This is a genomic window from Bacillus thuringiensis (genome assembly GCF_001182785.1).
GTDB lineage: Bacteria > Bacillota > Bacilli > Bacillales > Bacillaceae_G > Bacillus_A > Bacillus_A thuringiensis_S.
On sequence record NZ_CP012099.1, the window covers coordinates 32501 to 54258 of the forward strand.

Here is a 21758-nt window from a genome sequence, read left to right on the forward strand (position 1 = left end):
TCTAGCGAGATAAAAGGTGCCTGTACCGCAAACCGACACAGGTAGGCGAGGAGAGAATCCTAAGGTGTGCGAGAGAACTCTGGTTAAGGAACTCGGCAAAATGACCCCGTAACTTCGGGAGAAGGGGTGCTTTCTTAACGGAAAGCCGCAGTGAATAGGCCCAAGCGACTGTTTAGCAAAAACACAGCTCTCTGCGAAGCCGTAAGGCGAAGTATAGGGGGTGACACCTGCCCGGTGCTGGAAGGTTAAGGAGAGGGGTTAGCGTAAGCGAAGCTCTGAACTGAAGCCCCAGTAAACGGCGGCCGTAACTATAACGGTCCTAAGGTAGCGAAATTCCTTGTCGGGTAAGTTCCGACCCGCACGAAAGGTGTAACGATTTGGGCACTGTCTCAACCAGAGACTCGGTGAAATTATAGTACCTGTGAAGATGCAGGTTACCCGCGACAGGACGGAAAGACCCCGTGGAGCTTTACTGTAGCCTGATATTGAATTTTGGTACAGTTTGTACAGGATAGGCGGGAGCCATTGAAACCGGAGCGCTAGCTTCGGTGGAGGCGCTGGTGGGATACCGCCCTGACTGTATTGAAATTCTAACCTACGGGTCTTATCGACCCGGGAGACAGTGTCAGGTGGGCAGTTTGACTGGGGCGGTCGCCTCCTAAAGTGTAACGGAGGCGCCCAAAGGTTCCCTCAGAATGGTTGGAAATCATTCGTAGAGTGCAAAGGCATAAGGGAGCTTGACTGCGAGACCTACAAGTCGAGCAGGGACGAAAGTCGGGCTTAGTGATCCGGTGGTTCCGCATGGAAGGGCCATCGCTCAACGGATAAAAGCTACCCCGGGGATAACAGGCTTATCTCCCCCAAGAGTCCACATCGACGGGGAGGTTTGGCACCTCGATGTCGGCTCATCGCATCCTGGGGCTGTAGTCGGTCCCAAGGGTTGGGCTGTTCGCCCATTAAAGCGGTACGCGAGCTGGGTTCAGAACGTCGTGAGACAGTTCGGTCCCTATCCGTCGTGGGCGTAGGAAATTTGAGAGGAGCTGTCCTTAGTACGAGAGGACCGGGATGGACGCACCGCTGGTGTACCAGTTGTTCTGCCAAGGGCATAGCTGGGTAGCTATGTGCGGAAGGGATAAGTGCTGAAAGCATCTAAGCATGAAGCCCCCCTCAAGATGAGATTTCCCATAGCGTAAGCTAGTAAGATCCCTGAAAGATGATCAGGTTGATAGGTTCGAGGTGGAAGCATGGTGACATGTGGAGCTGACGAATACTAATAGATCGAGGACTTAACCATATAATATGTAGCAAATGTTATCTAGTTTTGAAGGAATATGCCTTCAATAGTTTGGTGATGATGGCAGAGAGGTCACACCCGTTCCCATACCGAACACGGAAGTTAAGCTCTCTAGCGCCGATGGTAGTTGGGACCTTGTCCCTGTGAGAGTAGGACGTCGCCAAGCAAGCGAAAACACGAGTCATTTGACTCGTGTTTTTTTGTATTGTTAAAAAGAATGGAAAAGAAGTAATGGTAATACAAACACGTTGCCCAAGAGTTAATCATATTATATAAGAGATGGGTGTATATTTTTCTGTGAATTGTTAAGGATTAGAAGTATAAAATAAGTTCACTTAAATAGGGAGGGAAGGTTATGAAATTACAAAGTGAAGTTTGTATTGTTTGTGAGACAAAAAGAAAAGAAGGCATATATGTTTATAATAATTTAATATGTTATGAATGTGAAAAGGATATGGTGAATACAGAGACAGATGATCCGAAATATATACATTATTTAAAGCAACTTCGAAAATTAGAAGTATCATATTTTTAAATAGGCATATGCCTATTATTTTTTTTGTTCTGTATAATAGATAGAGAATGAATAATAAGGAAGAGATGTAGATGAATCAAAATCATATGCCTTTATATGAGGCGTTAATAGAGTTTAAAGAAAGAGGGCCGTTATCCTTTCATGTTCCAGGTCATAAGAATGGTTTAAACTTCCCTCAGGAGGCAATAAGAGAGTTTAAAGATATTCTATCTATTGATGTAACTGAGTTAGCAGGACTAGATGATTTGCATAGTCCGTTTGAATGTATAGATCAGGCACAACAATTATTGGCTGAAGTGTATGATACAAAGAGAAGTTATTTTTTAATTAATGGTTCAACAGTTGGGAACTTAGCAATGATTTTGTCTTGTTGCGGGGAACATGATATTGTTCTTGTACAAAGAAATTGTCATAAATCAATTATTAATGGTTTAAAGCTAGCGGGAGCAAATCCCATTTTTTTAGATCCATGGATTGATGAAACTTATAGCGTACCAGTGGGAGTTCGTAATGAAATTATTAAGAAAGCAATTGGAAAATATCCAAATGCGAAAGCACTCATTTTAACGCATCCTAATTATTATGGTATGGGGATGGATTTAGAGGCAAGCATCGCTTTTGCACATGCATATAAAATCCCTGTTTTGGTAGATGAGGCACATGGGGCACATCTTTGTTTGGGAGAACCATTCCCGAAATCAGCGTTAACATATGGTGCAGATATTGTAGTTCATTCTGCACATAAAACATTACCCGCAATGACAATGGGTTCCTATTTACATATAAATAGTCACTTAGTAGACGAAGAGAAGGTTACTACTTATTTAAGTATGCTACAATCTAGTAGTCCATCGTATCCAATTATGGCTTCCTTGGATATAGCACGCTTTACAATGGCACGTATAAAAGAAGAAGGTCATGGTGAAATTGTTGAGTTTTTACGGAGATTTAAGGAACGGTTACGTTCTATTCCCCAAATCGCCATTTTAGAATATCCGTTGCAAGACGAGTTAAAGGTTACCGTGCAAACTCGTTGTCAGTTATCAGGCTACGAATTACAGTCCGTATTTGAAAAGGTCGGTATATATACAGAGATGGCTGATCCGTACAATGTTCTATTTATTTTACCCCTGCAAGCAAATGAGGGGTATATGAAGGTTATAGAGATGATTCGAGTAGCATTGCAACATCATGACGTGAAAGACAAGAGGGAATCTATTCGTTATACTTATAAAGATGAATTCTCTCCTTTGCCGTATACGTATAAACAACTAGAAGGATATGGAACAAAGATCGTATCTATAGAAGAGGCTGTTGGAATGATAGCGGCGGAAATGGTAATTCCGTATCCACCTGGAATTCCATTGGTTATATATGGAGAGAGAATTACTTCAGAGCATAAAGAGCAAATTATGTATTTAGAGAGAGCAGGAGCTCGTTTTCAAGGTAATACGAAATATATGAAAGTGTATGATATAGAAAGTAGGTTTTAGGATGAAGGGATTATTTGTAACAATTGAGGGCCCAGAAGGTTCAGGTAAAACAACGTTAATTAAAAGCTTATTGCCATATTTTGAACAAAAAGCACAAAAGGTAATGGCGACAAGGGAACCAGGTGGTATTGCAATTTCTGAGGACATTAGGACGATTTTACATAAACAAGAATATACGATGATGGAAGCACGTACAGAAGCGCTTCTTTATGCTGCTGCGCGCAGACAACATTTAGTAGAAAAAGTTATGCCAGCACTTAATGAGAACTATCTCGTGTTATGTGATCGTTTTATAGATAGTTCTTTAGCATATCAAGGCTATGCAAGAGGATTGGGTATGGATAAGGTATTTGAAATAAATCGTTTCGCAACAGAGGACTGTATGCCTAGTTTAACAATTTATCTAGACATTGAGCCTGAGGTTGGTTTGGCTCGGATTGAAAAAGATGCAGGACGCGAAGTAAATCGATTAGATATGGAAGATATCTCTTTCCATAAACGTGTGCGCGAAGGGTATTTAAAAGTTGTAGAACGTTTCTCGGATCGTATTGTATTGGTAAATGCTGATCAGCCGATGGAAAAACTTATAGAAGAAGTTGTTCAGATTATAGAAGATAAATTGTTATAATAGAAGGAAAGAATGAAATAAGTGAGGTATGCATTATGACGAAGACGTGGGAGCAGCTTTCTGCTATACAACCCATCGGTGTAAAAATGTTGATGAATAGCATTGCAAAAGAGCGTATATCCCACGCTTACTTGTTAGAGGGAGGGAAAGGTACGGGAAAGTTTGCGACAGCAATTCAAATGGCAAAGAGTTTCCTCTGTTCTCAGCGGAATGGAGTAGAGCCCTGTCATGTATGCACAAATTGTAAGCGAATTGATTCAGGTAACCACCCTAACTTACATATTGTAAAACCAGACGGATTATCTATTAAGAAGCAGCAAATTCATGATTTACAAGAAGAGTTTTCAAAAACAGGATTAGAGGCAAATAAAAAATTATATATTATTGAGCACGCAGATCGTATGACAGCAAATGCGGCAAATACACTTTTGAAATTTTTAGAAGAACCAAGTAGTGATACAACCGCTATTTTACTTACTGAACAAAGTCATCAAATTTTAAATACGATTTTATCTCGCTGCCAAGTTGTTACGTTTAGACCGTTACCTACGGAATCTTTAATTAGAAGATTACAGGATGAAGGTATTACAGCATCTTTATCGACACTTGCTGCCCAACTCACAAATAGTTTTGATGAAGCTTTAGCTTTATGTAGTGATGAATGGTTTGCACAAGCACGAGCTTTAGTGATAAAATTATGTGAAGCGCTCGAAAAAGATAAAACCTCTATTTTTTTTGTACAAGAAAAATGGGGAAAACACTTTGGAGAGAAAGAACAATTACAGCAAGGGTTAGATATGTTACTCCTTATTTATAAGGATTTATTATATGTTCAACTTGGAGAAGAAGATCGTCTTGTTTTTCATGAGCAGAAAGAGATGTTTGAATCGTTTTCCTATGCTCAGAAGCGCATTGTATCAGCTCTCTTTAATATATTAGAGGCAAAAAATAGAATCAACGCTAATGTAAATGCGCAGCTTGTGTTCGAACAGTTAGTGTTGCGGTTGCAGGAGGGATGACCGTTTTGTATGATGTAGTAGGTGTTCGCTTTAAGAAGGCCGGAAAGGTATATTACTTTGATCCAAATCAGTTCGATATCTCTGAAAATGAGTTTGTCATTGTAGAAACGGTAAGAGGTATTGAATACGGAAAAGTAGTTATTACCAAAAAGCAAGTTGATGAAAACGACGTTGTATTACCGCTAAAAAAGGTTATTCGTATTGCAAATGAAAATGATCGTACCATTGTTGAAGAGAACAAACATGCTGCAAAAGAAGCATATCAAGTCTGTCAACAAAAGGTAGTAGAGCATAATCTCGATATGAAACTTGTAGATGTAGAGTATACATTCGATCGTAATAAGATTATTTTCTATTTTACTGCGGATGGTCGGATCGATTTCCGCGAACTAGTGAAGGACTTAGCGGCAATTTTTAGAACAAGAATTGAACTAAGACAAATTGGTGTTCGTGATGAAGCGAAGATGCTAGGTGGTATTGGTCCATGTGGTCGTATGCTTTGTTGTTCTACTTTTTTAGGAGATTTTGAACCTGTATCCATTAAAATGGCAAAGGATCAAAATTTATCATTAAATCCTGCAAAAATCTCTGGTTTATGTGGTCGCTTAATGTGTTGCTTAAAATATGAGAATGATGAATATGAGGCAGCAAAGGAACAACTTCCTGATTTAGATCAACGTATACAAACCCCGCATGGTACTGGCCGTGTTATCGGATTAAATATTTTAGAAAGATTAATTCAAGTGGAACTAGTAGACAAGGAACGGATAGTAGAATATACGTTAGATGAGTTAGTGAATAAAGGGGTCGTTTCGAGTCAAACCACAGATTAATGAGGTGGGTGCTTGTGGAGAAAAAAGATATTTTTGAATCGGTTTCTAGTATGGAAGAGCAAATTGGACATTTATACAAACAGTTGGGAGAGTTAAAACAGCATCTTGCAGAGTTGTTGGAAGAAAACCAGCATATAAAAATGGAAAATAACAATTTGCGACACCGTTTTGAAGAAGTGCAGAATAAAGAAAAACAAAAAACTCAAAAACGTAAAGAAGTGAAGCCGAAAACAGATATTGGTGAAGGCTATGACAATTTAGCGAGACTGTATCAAGAAGGTTTTCATATTTGCAATCTACATTATGGAAGTGTACGTAAAGAGGGAGATTGTTTGTTCTGTCTGTCATTCTTAAATAAAAAGTGAAATTACCTTTCCAATTATAATTGGAAAGGTAATTTTTTATACATGAAATAGGGTAGGTTAAGGGTAAGAAAAGGAGCAGTATATGAATTTATATGAAGATGAACGTTTAGATTACTTATTAGCGCAAGACATGAAGATTATACAAAGCCCATCAGTATTTAATTTTTCTTTAGATGCTGTTTTACTGGCAGATTTTGCATGGGTACCAATTCAAAAGGGGAATTTACTTGATTTGTGTACAGGTAACGCAGTTGTCCCCCTTCTATTAAGTACAAGAACAAAAGGAAAGATTACTGGTGTGGAAATTCAAGAACGCTTATATGATATGGGAGTAAGAAGTGTTCAATACAATGGGTTGGAAGAAAGAATTCACCTCATACATGGAGACTTGAAAGATATGCCAGAGAAACTCGGGCGTCATCAATATGATGTTGTTACATGTAATCCGCCATATTTTCAAACACCTCAAACTTCAGAGAAAAATATGAATGAACATTTAGCAATAGCTCGTCATGAAATTATGTGTACATTAGAAGATGTTGTATCTGCAAGTAGTCAGTTAGTAAAACAAGGCGGGAAAGTAGCGTTTGTACATCGTCCAGGACGATTACTCGACATTATCACATTAATGCGTAAATATAAAATTGAACCAAAGCGTGTGCGATTTGTTTATCCTAAGATTGGAAAAGAAGCAAATACATTGTTAATTGAAGGAATTAAGGATGGAAATGCAGATTTGAAAATTTTACCACCACTCGTTGTATATGAGAACAATAACGAATATACAAAGGAGATACGTTCAATTTTATATGGAGAAGAATAAGCATTTTTTTTATGTAGTAGAGTGCTCTGATGGAAGTTATTATGCTGGATATACAAACCATATCGAAAAACGAATTCAGACTCATAATAGCGGCAAAGGAGCTAGGTATACACGTGCGAGGCTTCCTGTCGTTTTAAAATATGTAGAGACTCACGAAGATAAGCGTACAGCTATGCAAGCGGAGTATTATTTTAAGCAATTAACGAGAAAACAAAAAGAGGCATATATGCAAAAAGGAGAACGCTATGTGGCAACAAAAAAGCTTTCAACAAAATGAAAAGGGAGTTTTATATTTAGTACCAACTCCTATTGGGAATTTAGAAGATATGACATTTCGTGCAATCCGAATTTTAAAAGAAGTTGATTTAATTGCTGCTGAAGATACGAGACAAACGAAAAAACTTTGTAATTACTTTGAAATTGAAACACCTGTCACGAGTTATCATGAGCATAATAAAGAAGTAAGTGGAAAGAGAATATTAGAGAAGTTAGAGGATGGAAAGAATGTAGCACTTGTTAGTGACGCTGGTATGCCGTGTATTTCCGATCCAGGTTACGATATTGTTGTTGAGGCAGTAGCTGAGCAATATCATGTAATTCCGCTTCCTGGAGCAAATGCAGCCCTTACAGCATTAATTGCATCCGGTCTTGAAACAAAGCAGTTTTATTTCTATGGTTTCTTGCAGAGAAACAAAAAGGAACGGAAGATGGAGTTAGAAAAGCTTCGTTATGTACAAACTACAATGATGTTTTATGAAGCGCCTCATCGTTTAGATGATACTTTAATTTCGATGCAGGAAGTGTTGGGAAATAGAGAGATTGTATTATGTCGAGAGTTAACGAAAAAATTTGAGGAATTTATTCGAGGGACAATCGAAGAAGCAATTGAGTGGACGAAGCAAAATGAAGTACGTGGTGAGTTTTGTATTTTAGTAGCTGGTTCAACAGAAGAACCTGCTCCAGAAGAACAATGGTGGGAATCTCTTTCAGTATATGATCATATTGAACACTATATAAATGAAAAAGGTATGAATTCAAAAGAAGCGATTAAAACAGTCGCTAAAGATCGAGATTTGTCGAAAAGAGATGTATATCAAATCTATCATGTCGATAAAAAATAAGCTTCTCATAATTGAGAAGCTTATTTTGCTGTTTCGATATAATCTTGAAGTTCGTTTAAGATTTGCTCAGCGCCTTCTTTGCTTAAGATGATTTTACCTTCAGCTAAAGAAAGGTTACCGTCAGATACTTCACCAGTTACTTGGCAAGTCATGTTTGGTTTATATTTCTTTAAGATGATTTTTTCGTCATCAACATAGATTTCAAGAGCGTCCTTTTCTGCAATACCTAAAGTACGGCGTAATTCGATTGGAATTACTACACGACCTAATTCATCAACTTTACGAACAATACCAGTAGATTTCATAATTTTTTTCCTCCTAAATAAATAGTTTATAAGTTTCGAGTCTATTTTTAGATTCGTCATTTTTCGACAAAATACCCTATGGACATATGATACCAATCATTTACATTTCCGTCAATTCTTAAATTCTATATTTTTTAAAAAGATTTATAGATTTCTTATTTCTTATATATAATAGATTGAGAGGAAATTCCACAATTATTTACATTTTTTTCTGAAAAATTAACAAATTTAAGTGGAGATTGTATATTTTTTGAAATATGAGCAATAGATGATAAAGATATCGAGCATTAAGACCCAAAATTCAAAATTAGGTTGGCGTAAAGAAGATAAGTTAGATTCGGGCTGCTCGTAAAAGCCGGATTGATGTGGGCTAATAATCAGTGGTGATGAAGAAAAACCCCACTGATTAAAGTTTCACTTTATATATGAGTTTTTGATATACTGTTTATAAATACATATGAGGTTATTCGGGAGGTCCAAAACAATGACAGAGGAAAATAAGTCCTTTTATATTACTACCCCAATTTATTATCCAAGTGGAAAATTACACATTGGACATGCTTATACGACAGTAGCAGGAGATGCGATGGCACGATATAAGCGTATGCAAGGATATAATGTGCATTATTTAACAGGAACTGATGAGCATGGACAGAAGATCCAAAAGAAAGCAGAAGAGTTAAATATTACGCCACAGGCATATGTTGATAATATTGTTGCAGGAATTAAAGAGCTTTGGGAGAAGATGGATATCTCTTATGATGATTTTATTCGTACAACTGAAGATCGTCATAAAGATGTTGTCGAAAAAATCTTTAAGCAATTAGTAGATCAAGGTGATATTTATCTTGATGAATATGAAGGTTGGTATTCTGTACAAGATGAGACGTTCTATACAGAGCACCAATTAGTAGATCCAATTATGGAAGGCGACAAAGTAGTTGGAGGAAAAAGCCCAGATAGTGGTCATGATGTAGAACTTGTTCGTGAAGAATCTTATTTCTTTAGAATGGGTAAATATGTCGACAGACTATTAAAGTTCTATGAAGATAATCCACATTTCATTCAGCCGGAGTCTCGTAAAAATGAAATGATTAATAATTTTATTAAACCAGGATTAGAAGATTTAGCAGTTTCTCGTACTTCATTTGACTGGGGGGTTCGTGTTCCTGGTAACCCAAAACACGTTATTTACGTATGGGTTGACGCATTATCTAACTATATTACGGCATTAGGTTATGGTACAGCAAATGAAGAGAAATATAAAAAATTCTGGCCTGCAGATGTGCATTTAGTCGGGAAAGAAATTGTTCGTTTCCATACAATTTATTGGCCGATAATTTTAATGGCATTAGATTTACCTCTTCCGAAGAAAGTCTTTGCTCATGGCTGGATTTTAATGAAGGATGGAAAGATGAGTAAGTCAAAAGGAAACGTAGTAGATCCAGTTACATTAATCGATCGTTACGGATTAGATGCATTACGTTATTACTTACTTCGTGAAGTTCCATTTGGATCTGATGGCGTATTCACACCAGAAGGATTTGTGGAGCGTATTAATTTCGACTTAGCAAATGACTTAGGTAATTTATTAAATCGTACAGTAGCTATGATTGATAAGTACTTTAACGGAGAAATCCCTGCATTTAAAGCAAATGTAACGGAATTTGATGAAACGTTAGTAATGTTTGCACAAGATACTTTGAAAAAAGTAGAAGAAGCAATGGAGAATATGGAGTTCTCTGTAGCGTTAGGATCTATTTGGCAATTGGTTAGTCGTACGAATAAATATATTGATGAAACGCAACCATGGGTATTAGCGAAAGATGAGAATGATCGTGAAAAATTAGCTTCTGTAATGGCTCATTTAGCAGAAGTACTTCGTCAAACAGGTATTATGCTTATGCCGTTCTTAACAGTAGCACCAAGCAAGATGTTTGCTCAGCTTGGCCTTACTGAAGAAGCTTATAAATCTTGGGAAAGTCTATCTACAATTGGCTGCATTCCAGCTGGAACAAAAGTAGAAAAAGGAAACCCAATTTTCCCTCGTTTAGAAATAGAAGTGGAAGTAGAGTACATTAAAGAACAAATGAAAAGCTCTGCTCCTAAAGTAGAAGAGAAAAAAGAAGAAGAACCGAAGGCAGAAGAAATTACAATTGATGATTTCTTTAAAGTAGAATTACGCGTAGCTGAAGTACTATCTGCTGAACCTGTGAAAAAAGCAGACAAGTTGTTAAAAATTCAACTAGACTTAGGCACAGAAAAGCGTCAAGTTGTTTCTGGAATTGCAAAATTCTATTCGCCGGAAGACTTAAAAGGTAAAAAGGTTATTTGTGTAACAAACTTAAAACCTGTAAAATTACGCGGTGAATTATCGCAAGGCATGATTTTAGCGGGTGAAGAGAATGGCGTATTGTCATTAGCATCAATTGACCAAAATCTACCAAATGGTACAAAAATCAAGTAATTAAGACAAGAAAAGAGATGTTTCACGTGTAACATGTGTGAAGCGTCTTTTTTCTTTTTACACTCTCTATTTTTGCATTAAGATTGTAGTATTGTTATCGTTAAGTTATTAAAGAACTTATTTTTGTAGAATAAACTTGATTTCAATATAAAAGGAGTTATGTATTATGTTGTTTGATACACATTCACATTTGAATGCAGAGCAATTTGAAGAAGATTTGCAAGAAGTTATTGTCCGAATGAAAGAAGCGGGAGTTACTTATACAGTTGTTGTTGGTTTTGATGAAGTAACGATAAAAAAGGCGATGGAATTAGCTGAATCCTATGATTTTATTTACGCTGCGGTTGGATGGCATCCAGTTGATGCAATTGACATGACAGAAGAACATTTAGCTTGGTTAGAAGAACTTGCTTCTCATCCTAAAGTCGTTGCACTTGGAGAAATGGGCTTAGATTATCACTGGGATAAGTCTCCAAAAGAAATACAGAAAGAAGTATTTCGTAAACAAATTGCATTAGCTAAAAAAGTGAAATTGCCGATTATTATACATAACCGCGATGCAACTCAAGATATTGTTGATATTCTAGAAGAAGAGAATGCAGCTGAAGTAGGAGGCATTATGCATTGCTTTAGCGGCAGCGTAGAAGTAGCAGAGCGATGTGTTGATATGAACTTTTTAATTTCATTAGGCGGACCAGTTACATTTAAAAATGCTAAGAAGCCGAAAGAGGTTGCTACGGAGATTTCATTAGAGAAATTGTTAATAGAGACGGATTGTCCGTATTTAACGCCGCATCCATTTCGAGGGAAACGAAATGAACCGAGTTATGTAAAACTCGTAGCAGAAGAAATTGCGAATTTAAAAGGAATTTCTTATGAGGAAGTAGCAGAAGTGACAACCAAAAATGCAAAAGTTTTATTTGGTATTGAATAAAAAAGAATGGGGAAACCTGTTCTTTTTTGTTTTGAGAAAACACTAGTAGAAGTGATGAAGAAAATAAATGTGAATGATGAAGTGTTACAATAAGGACAGAGAACAAAGATTTTTCTATTCTATTTTTTAAAATATAGGAATGGGGAAAATAATAATGGAAAAGTCGTCATTTTTTTGTTTTACTAAGTAGAGACGAAACGAGTGTGGAGGCAAGCATGAAAATAAAAGAGATTATCGTTGTAGAAGGTAAAGATGATACAGTTGCGATTAAGCGTGCTGTTGATGCGGATACAATTGAAACGAACGGTTCAGCAATCGGTGATCATGTTATTGAGCAAGTTAAATTAGCGCAGCAAAAAAGGGGCGTTATTATTTTCACAGATCCGGATTATCCTGGAGAGCGTATTCGAAAAATTATTTCTGACAAGGTTCCCGGCTGTAAGCATGCCTTTTTACCGAAGGAAGAAGCGCTTGCTAAAAGGAAAAAGGGTGTTGGGATCGAACATGCTTCTAATGAGTCGATTCGCCGTGCTCTAGAGAATATACATGAAGAAATGGAAGCTTACACAAGTGAAATTAGCTGGAGTGATTTAGTCGATGCAGGCTTAGTGGGCGGAGAAATGGCAAAGAGCCGCAGAGAAAGAATGGGTAAGCTATTAAAGATTGGTTATACAAATGCAAAACAGTTACATAAACGATTACAGATGTTTCAAGTTTCAAAGGAATCATTTGGAGAAGCTTATAAGCAAGTAATACAGGAGGAAAAAAAATGAAGGATATCGCAACGCCAAATCGTACTAAAGACATCGTTGAAAAGTATGGATTTTCATTCAAAAAAAGTTTAGGGCAAAACTTTTTAATTGATACAAATGTATTAAATCGTATTGTCGATCATGCAGAAATTGATTCAGAAAGTGGTGCAATTGAAATTGGACCAGGTATTGGTGCATTAACAGAGCAATTAGCGAAGCGTGCTAAAAAAGTAGTGGCTTTTGAGATTGATCAAAGACTATTACCAATTTTAGATGAGACGTTAGCGCCATATGGTAACGTTACAGTTATTAATAAAGACGTACTAAAAGCGGATGTACATGAAGTATTTAATGAGCAATTTGAAGAAGGGCAAGATGTAATGGTAGTAGCTAACTTACCATACTATATAACAACGCCAATTTTATTTAAATTGCTTGAAGAAAAGTTACCAGTTCGTGGGTTTGTTGTTATGATGCAAAAAGAAGTTGGAGATCGTTTAGCTGCTAAACCTGGAACGAAAGAGTATGGTTCTTTATCGATTGCCATTCAGTATTATACAGAAGTTGAAACAGTTATGACTGTACCGCGTACAGTGTTTGTACCACAGCCAAATGTTGATTCTGCAATTATTCGCCTTCTAAAGCGCCCTAAACCGGTTGTAGAGGTGAAGGATGAAACGTTCTTCTTTGAAGTAGTACGAGCGAGTTTCGCACAGCGCCGTAAAACTTTAATGAATAATTTATCAAATAATTTAAATGGTTTCCCGAAAGATAAGGAGTTATTGGATCAAATTTTAACAGAAGTAGGAATTGATCCAAAGCGAAGAGGCGAAACGCTATCTATTGAAGAGTTTGCAACATTAAGTAATGCATTAGTTATTCATAAATTATCATAAGAATATGCAAGGGACAGTTCAACTTGAACTGTCCCTTTTGTCACCTTTCGCCCTCTAAATTCATATTTTAAAAACAGGTAAGATGGCCTAATGAGTTTGGAGGTAGGAGAATGGCTTTACATGTTGGAGAATTAGTGGAACGATATTCTCATAAGAGGGATATTCTTTTTCGTATTATAGAAATAAAAGGCGAGATAGCTATATTGTTTGGAGAGGAAATTAGACTGGTGGCGGATGCGCCACTTGAAGATTTAATTAGTATAGATCAACGAGAACATAAAAAAAGGGTGAAGCGTGAGAAAGAAACAATGGAGCGCACGTATCGTTTGTTTCAACAAGATTATGTATTAATGAAACAAAGGCATGAACATACTTCAACTGGTGGATACACAAGTGAGGTGAATTATTTTCAAATGCCGGGACGTGTATTGCATATAGATGGAGACCCTTTATATTTGCGCAAGTGTTTAGACTTATATAATAAAATTGGCGTTCCTGTACAAGGTATTCATTGTAAAGAAACGGAGATGCATGAAAAAGTAGTAGATTTAATAGATCACTTTCGCCCAGACATTCTCGTTATTACAGGGCATGATGCATATACAAAATCAAAAGGAGTGAAGGGAGATTTAGCAGCATATAGGCATTCAAGGCATTTTGTACAGGCTGTTCGAGAAGTGCGAAAAAAATATCCATCATTGGATCAACTTGTTATTTTTGCTGGGGCATGTCAATCTCACTTTGAGGCACTAATTCGTGCAGGGGCCAATTTCGCTAGTTCACCATCTAGAATTAATATTCATGCACTAGATCCTGTATATGTAGTTGGTAAAATTAGTTTTACTTCATTTATGGAGAGAGTCAATGTATGGGATGTCGTACGTAATACAATTACTGGTGAAAAGGGACTAGGCGGCATTGAAACGAGAGGGATTTTACGAACGGGATTACCTTTTCAACATTACGAAGAGTAAGCAGGATACATATGTATCTTGCTTTTTTGTATGGAAGGATTTAAATGAATTTGGATAAAAAGAGGCAAGAACGTACAGACTACGTAATGATACTTTTACAATATAGTATTTCTTCTATCTATTCAAACGCAGGATGATATTAGCTGTGAATCGCGGTTAATAATTAGGATAGATATATCGTGTTTTAAGTGTTCAATCTAAATTACAGCGAGGTGTAGCGAAGTATATGTCAAAACGTTTAGATGAAATTAAAAGCGAATTAGATCACCATCTTGGACAGCGACTTATGTTAAAAGCAAATAGTGGAAGAAGAAAAACTGTAGAGCAATCAGGTGTACTAGCAGAAACATACCGTTCTGTTTTTGTTGTACAATTGGATCAACAAGAAGATGCGTTGCAACGTGTATCTTATAGTTACGCAGATGTTTTAACAGAGACAGTAGAGTTAACATTTTATGGAGACCCTCATAGTGAGGTCATTTTATAATTCGTATATCATTACATATATTCCCATAAATGAAAAGCTATATTATTTTGCATACTAACTATACCGTAGCAAAATAAGGAGGGACTCTGCATTGAGTAGACGAAGAGGTGTCATGTCAAACCAATTTAAAGAAGAGCTAGCAAAAGAGCTTGGCTTTTATGATGTTGTTCAGAAAGAAGGATGGGGCGGAATTCGTGCGAAAGATGCTGGTAACATGGTGAAACGTGCTATAGAAATTGCAGAACAGCAATTAATGAAACGAAACCAGTAGTTGTAAGATACTTTCTATGCTACGGTGGCCGAGGAGACATTCCTCGGCTTTTTGTACTCTAAAAGGTGCCATCATTTTACATAAGTAGTTTCATTCTGAATGCTTTTCGTTATAATTAGGGAAGTGTCATCGTCTTACTATAAATTTATGGTAAAATAAACGATAAAAGATTGAGTACATAGAGTGGGTGAATAGATTGAAGCTACTAGTGAAAGCACCAGCAAAGATTAATCTGTCGTTAGATGTACTGGGAAAAAGACAAGACGGATATCATGAAGTGAAAATGATTATGACAACCATTGATTTAGCAGATCGTCTAGAACTAACGGAATTAGCAGAAGACCGTATTGAAATTTTATCCCATAATCGGTATGTCCCAGACGACCAACGGAATTTAGCTTATCAGGCAGCGAGATTATTAAAAGAGAAGTTTAATGTAAAAAAAGGTGTATCTATTACTATTGAAAAAACGATTCCAGTAGCAGCTGGATTAGCAGGTGGAAGTAGTGATGCAGCAGCGACATTACGTGGTCTTAATAAATTATGGAATTTAGGGCTTACAATTGATGAGTTAGCAGAGCTTGGCGCAGAAATTGGATCAGATGTGTCGTTCTGTGTATACGGCGGCACAGCAATTGCTACTGGAAGAGGAGAGAAAATTGAGCATATAAAGACTCCGCCTTCTTGTTGGGTTATTTTAGCGAAACCACATATAGGTGTATCTACTGCTGATGTGTATGGAAATTTAAAGTTAAATCGAGTTACACATCCAAATGTAGATAAAATGGTTGATGTCATAAATTCTGGGGATTATAAAGGGATTTGTGATACTGTTGGTAATGTTTTAGAAGATGTAACATTTGGAATGCATCCTGAAGTTGCCCGTATTAAATCACAGATGAAGCGATTCGGAGCGGATGCTGTATTGATGAGTGGAAGTGGTCCAACTGTATTTGGACTTGTACACCATGATTCGCGAATGCATCGCATTTATAACGGATTAAAAGGATTTTGTGAACAAGTCTATGCGGTACGTTTATTAGGAGAGCGAGAAACGCTTGAATAAAGACGTATAATACGTTATGATTTGTTTAGAATATTCGTGATTTGAGGTGAGAGTATGAAAATTAGAAGAAGTACAAGATTAGTCGATATGACTTATTACTTGCTACAAAACCCTCGTCGGCTAGTATCTCTCACTTTTTTTGCTGAAAGGTATCAATCGGCTAAGTCTTCCATTAGTGAAGATTTAGTTATTATTAAGCAAACGTTTGAACAACAAGGGGTCGGCACATTGCAAACGATACCAGGAGCAGCAGGAGGAGTGAAATATATACCGTATATAAGTGAAGAAGAGGCAGATCTAATTATTGATGAGCTTTGTGGCTTATTTGAAAACCCAGATCGTATTTTGCCTGGCGGTTACTTATACATGACAGATTTATTGAGTAATCCTCGCCATATTAATGGCGCGGGTCGTTTGTTTGCTTCTGTTTTTGCTAGACAACCAATTGATGCAGTTATGACTGTGGCAACGAAGGGGATTCCACTTGCTTATGCAGTGGCAAATTACTTAGATGTACCAGTTGTAATTGCAAGGAAAGATAATAAGGTAACAGAAGGTCCGACTGTTAGTATTAACTATGTGTCGGGTTCCTCTAAACGAATTCAAACAATGACATTAGCAAAACGCAGCCTTCCAGAAGGATCGAATGTTTTAATTATTGATGACTTCATGAAAGCTGGCGGAACGATTCAAGGTATGATGAGTATGTTAGAAGAGTTCAAGGCTAATGTTGTTGGTATTGGTGTATTAGTAGAATCCACAGATATTGAAGAACGACTAATTAATAATTTTGTATCATTAATTCGTCTATCGGAAGTTGATGTGAAAGAAAAAACGATTCAAGTGGAAAAGGGGAATTATTCTCTTGCACCATTTGATGAAGGGCTTGTAGAGGCTGAATAAAGGATAGAGCAGATAGCTCTATCTTTTTTTATTTTATTTATAGATTATAAAATAGATGGACAAACTGCCTTTCGTACACTATTTTTAAAGAGTAAAATAAATAATAAAAGGGTGAAAAGTATGAAAGTTGTTCAAACAAGCAAGGCACCACAAGCAATTGGACCTTATTCGCAGGGGATTATTGTAAATAATATGTTCTATAGCTCAGGACAAATTCCATTAACGGCAAATGGGGAGCTTGTAACAGGAGATGTAACAGTACAAACAGAACAAGTATTTCAAAATTTACAAGCGGTATTAGAGGAAGCAGGTGCTTCATTTGATACAGTCGTAAAAACAACAGTATTTTTAAAGGACATGGATGATTTTAGTGCTGTGAATGAAGTATATAGCTCTTATTTCTCTACTCATAAACCAGCTCGATCTTGTGTACAAGTAGCAAAATTACCGAAAGATGTTTCCGTTGAAATTGAAGTAATCGCCCTAGTTAAGTAACCTTTTGTAAGCGATAACCTCTACTAATCTCTATATTCAACTACATTAAAAATTTTTATCTTAAAAATTTTTAAAAAATTAAAGGGAAAATAGAAAATTTGTGGAATTTATACAAATATATCGCTTATTTAGAAAAGGGTGGTGAACACAAGATGGAAGTGACTGACGTAAGATTACGCCGCGTAAACACAGAAGGCCGCATGAGAGCAATTGCCTCTATTACTTTGGACCATGAATTTGTTGTTCATGATATTCGTGTAATTGATGGTAATAATGGATTGTTTGTAGCAATGCCAAGTAAACGTACTCCAGATGGAGAGTTCCGTGACATTGCACATCCGATTAATTCTGGTACACGCTCTAAAATTCAAGATGCGGTTTTAACAGAGTATCATCGTTTAGGCGAGTTAGAAGAGGTTGAGTTTGAAGAAGCAGGTGCTTCGTAAAATTCGAATGAAAAGGGCTTTGATAAAAAGTCTTATAATTTTGTAGCAAACTCCTGTAAGCATTTACAGGAGTTTGTTTTTTTTTTGCTTTATATTCGGAAATTTCATAATCCATTAACATAAAAAGAAGAAACTACTAATTTTTTCAAAATCATTTTAAATAGTATAGCTTATTTCTTAAAAAAGATACTAAAGAGTAAAACATCTTATAAGAATTATGGTAAAATTTAATAGTTAAAATGTGTTTCTTGAAATATATGATGATTTAGGATAATATCTTTAATGGATAAATAGGTTGCGATGGAGGGTCTATATGTCAAACAGATTTGCAGTGATTCTAGCTGCAGGTAAAGGCACACGTATGAAGTCTAAGCTATACAAAGTGCTGCATCCTGTATGTGGAAAACCTATGGTACAACACGTAGTCGATCAAGTATCTCAATTAGGATTGCAGAAACTTGTAACGGTTGTTGGACATGGTGCTGAAATGGTACAAGAACAGCTAGGGAACGTAAGTGAGTTTGCATTACAAGCAGAACAACTTGGTACAGCACATGCTGTAGATCAAGCTGCAAGTGTACTTGCAAATGAAGAAGGAACAACTTTAGTTATTTGTGGTGATACGCCGCTAATAACTGCTGAAACGATGGAAGCATTACTTCAGCAACATAAAGAAGCAGGAGCAATGGCTACGGTGCTAACAGCGTACATAGAAGAACCTGCTGGATATGGCCGTATTGTTCGTAATGAGAATGGTCATGTTGAAAAGATTGTTGAGCATAAAGATGCAAATGAGAAAGAATTAGCTATTAAAGAAATCAATACAGGTACGTATTGTTTTGATAATAAGGCTTTATTTGCTTCACTTTCTAAAGTTTCAAATGATAACGTGCAAGGTGAATATTACCTTCCAGATGTTATTGAGATTTTAAAAAATGAAGGTCATATCGTATCAGCTTATCAAACAGAGCAGTTCGATGAAACGTTAGGTGTTAACGACAGAGTCGCTCTATCGCAAGCGGAAATTATTATGAAAAACCGTATCAACCGAAAGAACATGGTAAATGGTGTTACAATTATTGATCCAAGTAACACTTATATTTCTGCTGATGCAATTATCGGTAGTGATACAGTTCTTCATCCAGGAACAATTATTGAGGGGAACACTGTAATTGGTTCTGATTGTGAAATTGGACCGCATACAGTAATTCGTGATAGTGAAATTGGAGATCGTACGACAATTCGTCAATCTACTGTACATGATAGTAAACTTGGTACAGAAGTATCGGTTGGTCCATTTGCACATATTCGCCCAGATTCAGTTATTGGAGATGAAGTACGCGTTGGAAACTTCGTGGAAATCAAAAAGACTGTCTTTGGTAATAGAAGTAAAGCTTCACACTTGAGTTATATCGGGGATGCACAAGTTGGAGAAGACGTGAATCTTGGTTGTGGTTCAATTACGGTGAACTATGACGGTAAGAATAAATTCAAAACTGTGATTGGTAATGGGGTATTTATTGGATGTAATTCAAACCTTGTTGCTCCAGTAACAGTTGAAGATGGTGCTTATGTGGCAGCAGGCTCTACAATTACAGAGAATGTTCCATCAAAAGCATTATCGGTAGCACGTGCACGTCAAGTTAACAAAGAAGACTATGTTGATCAATTGCTGAATAAGAAAAAATCATAATGTGGAGGGTTAATCTAGATGTCGACTCAATATCTAAATTCTAATTTGAAAGTATTCTCTTTAAACTCTAATAAGGAACTTGCTGAGCAGATTGCAAAGCATATTGGAGTAGGGCTAGGAAAATGTTCTGTTGATCGTTTTAGTGATGGAGAAGTTCAAATTAACATTGAAGAAAGTATCCGTGGTTGCGATGTATTCATTATTCAATCTACAAGCTTCCCAGTAAACGAACATATCATGGAATTACTTATTATGATCGATGCATTAAAACGTGCATCTGCGAAAACAATTAATATTGTTATTCCTTACTATGGTTATGCGCGTCAAGACCGTAAAGCGCGTTCTCGTGAACCAATTACATCGAAACTTGTAGCAAACTTGCTTGAAACAGCAGGTGCAACTCGTGTAATCACTCTAGATTTACATGCTCCACAAATTCAAGGGTTCTTTGATATCCCAATCGACCACTTAATGGGTGTACCGATTCTGTCTGATTACTTTGAAACAAAAGGTCTTAAAGATATCGTAATCGTGTCTCCTGATCATGGTGGTGTAACTCGTGCAAGAAAAATGGCAGATCGTCTAAAAGCGCCAATCGCTATTATTGATAAGCGTCGTCCTCGCCCGAACGTATCAGAGGTAATGAACATTATCGGTAATATTGAAGGCAAAACAGCAATTTTAATTGATGACATCATTGATACAGCTGGTACAATTACATTAGCAGCAAACGCTCTTGTTGAGAACGGCGCTTCTGAAGTATATGCTTGCTGTACACACCCAGTATTATCTGGCCCAGCAATTGAGCGTATTCAAAATTCAAATATTAAAGAGTTAGTTGTAACGAACTCTATCGTATTACCGGAAGAGAAGAAAATCGACAAAGTACATGAACTTTCAGTTGCTCCATTAATCGGAGAAGCAATCATTCGTGTATACGAAGAAGAATCTGTGAGTGTATTATTCAATTAATTGGATAGAATGAGACGTAACCAAAATTGGTTACGTCTTTTCGTATCGAAAAAAGAAAGTAGTGGTACAAGAATGAAATTGATAGTAGGACTTGGGAACCCAGGTAGAGAATATGAATTAACAAGGCATAATATTGGATTTATGGCCATTGATGAACTTGCGAAGCGTTGGAACATTTCTTTGAATGAACAAAAATTTAAAGGTGTATTTGGTGCAGGGTTTGTTAATGGAGAAAAGGTAATCTTATTAAAGCCGCTAACATACATGAATTTATCTGGGGAAAGTATTCGTCCACTCATGGATTATTATAAAATTGATGTTGAGGACTTCGTTGTTATGTACGACGATTTAGATATTCCTGTAGGTAAATTACGTCTTCGCATGAAAGGTAGTGCTGGTGGACATAATGGTGTAAAGTCAACGATTTCGCACCTAGGAACACAAGAATTTCAACGTATCCGTATGGGAATTGATCGCCCCAAAAATGGAATGAAGGTAGTCGATTATGTATTGGGACGCTTTACATCTGAAGAGACTCCGGATGTTAACTATTCTATTGAAAAAGCAGCGGATGCATGTGAAGAGTGGCTAAATAAGCCTTTTCTCCAAATCATGAATACTTTCAATAGTTAAAAATGAGATTGGGAATATTTATCTTTTGTTTTACCCATACTAGTAGTAATTGAATTTTTAGGAGGCTAGTATGGAAGGGTATTATTATTGCAGACATTGCGGAGGTAATGTAGGCTCCATTAACGCAGAAAAAGTATATAGCGACGTTTTATTTCAACTAACAGAGCAAGAAGTAGTAGAGATGATTCATTTTCATGAAAATGGAAATATATATATAAAAACGATTTGTGAATCGTGTCAAGAAACGCTCGCATCTTATCCTGAGTATTATGAATATGAAAAATTTCTGCAATAAAATGTTGTCGCTTTGGCGTGTCCAAAGCATTTTTCTGTTTTCCTTTTCCGAAATATTT

At 36.7% G+C, this 21758-nt stretch carries 25 protein-coding genes and 2 rRNA genes (1 of these 27 cut by a window edge); 26 read left to right on the forward strand and 1 reads right to left on the reverse strand.

Going from position 1 to position 21758, the window contains the following annotated elements:
* The 11 genes from AC241_RS00165 to rsmI all read left to right on the forward strand — a co-directional run.
* Window positions 1–1294: ribosomal RNA gene (locus AC241_RS00165) — 23S ribosomal RNA — on the forward strand; it begins 1628 nt to the left of the window's first position.
* A 50-nt stretch (window positions 1295–1344) separates the two neighbouring features.
* Window positions 1345–1460 (forward strand): 5S ribosomal RNA (gene rrf / locus AC241_RS00170).
* Window positions 1461–1649: 189 nt separating this feature from the next.
* Window positions 1650–1829 (forward strand): sigma factor G inhibitor Gin, encoded by a 180-nt coding sequence (locus AC241_RS00175; RefSeq protein WP_000776279.1) that lies wholly within the window; start codon window positions 1650–1652, stop codon window positions 1827–1829.
* Window positions 1830–1900: 71 nt separating this feature from the next.
* Complete coding sequence (locus AC241_RS00180; protein ID WP_050842384.1) at window positions 1901–3322, forward strand: aminotransferase class I/II-fold pyridoxal phosphate-dependent enzyme; 1422 nt, start codon at window positions 1901–1903, stop codon at window positions 3320–3322.
* 1 nt (window position 3323) lies between these two features.
* A complete protein-coding gene (gene tmk / locus AC241_RS00185) occupies window positions 3324–3950 on the forward strand; it encodes a dTMP kinase (RefSeq protein ID WP_016079527.1) in 627 nt (208 codons plus the stop codon).
* 35 nt (window positions 3951–3985) lie between these two features.
* Window positions 3986–4969 carry a DNA polymerase III subunit delta' gene (gene holB / locus AC241_RS00190; protein ID WP_016079526.1) on the forward strand — a complete coding sequence of 328 codons (984 nt, stop codon included), beginning with the start codon at window positions 3986–3988 and terminating at the stop codon, window positions 4967–4969.
* A 5-nt stretch (window positions 4970–4974) separates the two neighbouring features.
* Complete coding sequence (locus AC241_RS00195; RefSeq protein WP_000272429.1) at window positions 4975–5802, forward strand: PSP1 domain-containing protein; 828 nt, start codon at window positions 4975–4977, stop codon at window positions 5800–5802.
* A 14-nt stretch (window positions 5803–5816) separates the two neighbouring features.
* On the forward strand, window positions 5817–6167 hold the full coding sequence (gene yabA / locus AC241_RS00200; protein ID WP_000412063.1) for a DNA replication initiation control protein YabA: 351 nt from the start codon (window positions 5817–5819) through the stop codon (window positions 6165–6167).
* A gap of 82 nt (window positions 6168–6249) precedes the next feature.
* On the forward strand, window positions 6250–6990 hold the full coding sequence (locus AC241_RS00205) for a tRNA1(Val) (adenine(37)-N6)-methyltransferase (RefSeq protein WP_043935441.1): 741 nt from the start codon (window positions 6250–6252) through the stop codon (window positions 6988–6990).
* The gene (locus AC241_RS00210) at window positions 6977–7267 is read left to right on the forward strand and encodes a GIY-YIG nuclease family protein (RefSeq protein ID WP_043935440.1); all 291 of its coding nucleotides are present in this window, start codon (window positions 6977–6979) and stop codon (window positions 7265–7267) included. The genes AC241_RS00205 and AC241_RS00210 overlap by 14 nt, the downstream gene beginning before the upstream one ends.
* A complete protein-coding gene (gene rsmI, locus AC241_RS00215) occupies window positions 7236–8111 on the forward strand; it encodes a 16S rRNA (cytidine(1402)-2'-O)-methyltransferase (RefSeq protein WP_043935439.1) in 876 nt (291 codons plus the stop codon). The genes AC241_RS00210 and rsmI overlap by 32 nt, the downstream gene beginning before the upstream one ends.
* Window positions 8112–8131: 20 nt before the next feature.
* Here rsmI and AC241_RS00220 read toward each other — a convergent pair whose 3' ends face one another.
* Entirely contained in the window at window positions 8132–8416 is a 285-nt protein-coding gene (locus AC241_RS00220; RefSeq protein WP_000843036.1) for a transition state genes transcriptional regulator AbrB, read from the reverse strand.
* A gap of 484 nt (window positions 8417–8900) precedes the next feature.
* Between AC241_RS00220 and metG the strand changes: the two genes are divergently transcribed.
* The 15 genes from metG (at window position 8901) to AC241_RS00295 (ending at window position 21700) form a co-directional block, all read left to right on the forward strand.
* A complete protein-coding gene (gene metG / locus AC241_RS00225) occupies window positions 8901–10883 on the forward strand; it encodes a methionine--tRNA ligase (protein ID WP_016079524.1) in 1983 nt (660 codons plus the stop codon).
* 166 nt (window positions 10884–11049) lie between these two features.
* Entirely contained in the window at window positions 11050–11817 is a 768-nt protein-coding gene (locus AC241_RS00230; protein ID WP_043935438.1) for a TatD family hydrolase, read from the forward strand.
* 215 nt (window positions 11818–12032) lie between these two features.
* Window positions 12033–12590, forward strand: a complete 558-nt coding sequence (rnmV, locus tag AC241_RS00235; protein ID WP_000692837.1) for a ribonuclease M5 — start codon at window positions 12033–12035, stop codon at window positions 12588–12590.
* Window positions 12587–13465 (forward strand): 16S rRNA (adenine(1518)-N(6)/adenine(1519)-N(6))-dimethyltransferase RsmA, encoded by an 879-nt coding sequence (rsmA, locus tag AC241_RS00240; RefSeq protein WP_016079522.1) that lies wholly within the window; start codon window positions 12587–12589, stop codon window positions 13463–13465. Before rnmV ends, rsmA begins: the two co-directional genes overlap by 4 nt.
* 110 nt (window positions 13466–13575) lie before the next feature.
* The gene (yabG, locus tag AC241_RS00245) at window positions 13576–14439 is read left to right on the forward strand and encodes a sporulation peptidase YabG (RefSeq protein WP_001173734.1); all 864 of its coding nucleotides are present in this window, start codon (window positions 13576–13578) and stop codon (window positions 14437–14439) included.
* Between the two features lie 226 nt (window positions 14440–14665).
* The gene (gene veg, locus AC241_RS00250; protein WP_016079521.1) at window positions 14666–14926 is read left to right on the forward strand and encodes a biofilm formation stimulator Veg; all 261 of its coding nucleotides are present in this window, start codon (window positions 14666–14668) and stop codon (window positions 14924–14926) included.
* A gap of 91 nt (window positions 14927–15017) precedes the next feature.
* Window positions 15018–15197: an acid-soluble spore protein SspF gene (gene sspF / locus AC241_RS00255; protein WP_002094215.1), complete on the forward strand. Its 180-nt coding sequence runs from the start codon at window positions 15018–15020 to the stop codon at window positions 15195–15197.
* Window positions 15198–15393: 196 nt separating this feature from the next.
* The gene (ispE, locus tag AC241_RS00260) at window positions 15394–16263 is read left to right on the forward strand and encodes a 4-(cytidine 5'-diphospho)-2-C-methyl-D-erythritol kinase (protein WP_140163885.1); all 870 of its coding nucleotides are present in this window, start codon (window positions 15394–15396) and stop codon (window positions 16261–16263) included.
* Window positions 16264–16317: 54 nt separating this feature from the next.
* Complete coding sequence (gene purR, locus AC241_RS00265) at window positions 16318–17166, forward strand: pur operon repressor (protein WP_016079519.1); 849 nt, start codon at window positions 16318–16320, stop codon at window positions 17164–17166.
* Window positions 17167–17286: 120 nt separating this feature from the next.
* Window positions 17287–17661, forward strand: coding sequence for a RidA family protein (locus AC241_RS00270; protein WP_016079518.1), 375 nt, complete (start codon window positions 17287–17289; stop codon window positions 17659–17661).
* 152 nt (window positions 17662–17813) lie between these two features.
* Window positions 17814–18107 (forward strand): septation regulator SpoVG, encoded by a 294-nt coding sequence (gene spoVG, locus AC241_RS00275; RefSeq protein ID WP_000454041.1) that lies wholly within the window; start codon window positions 17814–17816, stop codon window positions 18105–18107.
* A 313-nt stretch (window positions 18108–18420) separates the two neighbouring features.
* Window positions 18421–19800 carry a bifunctional UDP-N-acetylglucosamine diphosphorylase/glucosamine-1-phosphate N-acetyltransferase GlmU gene (gene glmU, locus AC241_RS00280; protein ID WP_000071039.1) on the forward strand — a complete coding sequence of 460 codons (1380 nt, stop codon included), beginning with the start codon at window positions 18421–18423 and terminating at the stop codon, window positions 19798–19800.
* A gap of 18 nt (window positions 19801–19818) precedes the next feature.
* Window positions 19819–20772, forward strand: a complete 954-nt coding sequence (locus tag AC241_RS00285) for a ribose-phosphate diphosphokinase (protein WP_000107420.1) — start codon at window positions 19819–19821, stop codon at window positions 20770–20772.
* 72 nt (window positions 20773–20844) lie between these two features.
* On the forward strand, window positions 20845–21405 hold the full coding sequence (gene pth, locus AC241_RS00290) for an aminoacyl-tRNA hydrolase (protein WP_080117268.1): 561 nt from the start codon (window positions 20845–20847) through the stop codon (window positions 21403–21405).
* Between the two features lie 70 nt (window positions 21406–21475).
* Window positions 21476–21700, forward strand: a complete 225-nt coding sequence (locus AC241_RS00295; protein ID WP_000399438.1) for an anti-sigma-F factor Fin family protein — start codon at window positions 21476–21478, stop codon at window positions 21698–21700.
* The last annotated feature ends 58 nt before the right edge of the window (window positions 21701–21758 follow it).

Excerpts from the sequence above, each read along its gene's own strand:
- AC241_RS00175 (WP_000776279.1), top strand. The coding sequence starts at position 1,650 with ATGAAATTACAAAGTGAAGTTTGTATTGTTTGTGAGACAAAAAGAAAA.
- AC241_RS00180 (WP_050842384.1), top strand. The coding sequence starts at position 1,901 with ATGAATCAAAATCATATGCCTTTATATGAGGCGTTAATAGAGTTTAAA.
- tmk (WP_016079527.1), top strand. The coding sequence starts at position 3,324 with ATGAAGGGATTATTTGTAACAATTGAGGGCCCAGAAGGTTCAGGTAAA.
- holB (WP_016079526.1), top strand. The coding sequence starts at position 3,986 with ATGACGAAGACGTGGGAGCAGCTTTCTGCTATACAACCCATCGGTGTA.
- AC241_RS00205 (WP_043935441.1), top strand. The coding sequence starts at position 6,250 with ATGAATTTATATGAAGATGAACGTTTAGATTACTTATTAGCGCAAGAC.
- AC241_RS00210 (WP_043935440.1), top strand. The coding sequence starts at position 6,977 with ATGGAGAAGAATAAGCATTTTTTTTATGTAGTAGAGTGCTCTGATGGA.
- rsmI (WP_043935439.1), top strand. The coding sequence starts at position 7,236 with ATGTGGCAACAAAAAAGCTTTCAACAAAATGAAAAGGGAGTTTTATAT.
- AC241_RS00220 (WP_000843036.1), bottom strand. The coding sequence starts at position 8,416 with ATGAAATCTACTGGTATTGTTCGTAAAGTTGATGAATTAGGTCGTGTA.
- metG (WP_016079524.1), top strand. The coding sequence starts at position 8,901 with ATGACAGAGGAAAATAAGTCCTTTTATATTACTACCCCAATTTATTAT.
- AC241_RS00230 (WP_043935438.1), top strand. The coding sequence starts at position 11,050 with ATGTTGTTTGATACACATTCACATTTGAATGCAGAGCAATTTGAAGAA.
- rnmV (WP_000692837.1), top strand. The coding sequence starts at position 12,033 with ATGAAAATAAAAGAGATTATCGTTGTAGAAGGTAAAGATGATACAGTT.
- rsmA (WP_016079522.1), top strand. The coding sequence starts at position 12,587 with ATGAAGGATATCGCAACGCCAAATCGTACTAAAGACATCGTTGAAAAG.
- yabG (WP_001173734.1), top strand. The coding sequence starts at position 13,576 with ATGGCTTTACATGTTGGAGAATTAGTGGAACGATATTCTCATAAGAGG.
- veg (WP_016079521.1), top strand. The coding sequence starts at position 14,666 with ATGTCAAAACGTTTAGATGAAATTAAAAGCGAATTAGATCACCATCTT.
- purR (WP_016079519.1), top strand. The coding sequence starts at position 16,318 with ATGAAAATTAGAAGAAGTACAAGATTAGTCGATATGACTTATTACTTG.
- AC241_RS00270 (WP_016079518.1), top strand. The coding sequence starts at position 17,287 with ATGAAAGTTGTTCAAACAAGCAAGGCACCACAAGCAATTGGACCTTAT.
- spoVG (WP_000454041.1), top strand. The coding sequence starts at position 17,814 with ATGGAAGTGACTGACGTAAGATTACGCCGCGTAAACACAGAAGGCCGC.
- glmU (WP_000071039.1), top strand. The coding sequence starts at position 18,421 with ATGTCAAACAGATTTGCAGTGATTCTAGCTGCAGGTAAAGGCACACGT.
- AC241_RS00285 (WP_000107420.1), top strand. The coding sequence starts at position 19,819 with ATGTCGACTCAATATCTAAATTCTAATTTGAAAGTATTCTCTTTAAAC.
- pth (WP_080117268.1), top strand. The coding sequence starts at position 20,845 with ATGAAATTGATAGTAGGACTTGGGAACCCAGGTAGAGAATATGAATTA.
- AC241_RS00295 (WP_000399438.1), top strand. The coding sequence starts at position 21,476 with ATGGAAGGGTATTATTATTGCAGACATTGCGGAGGTAATGTAGGCTCC.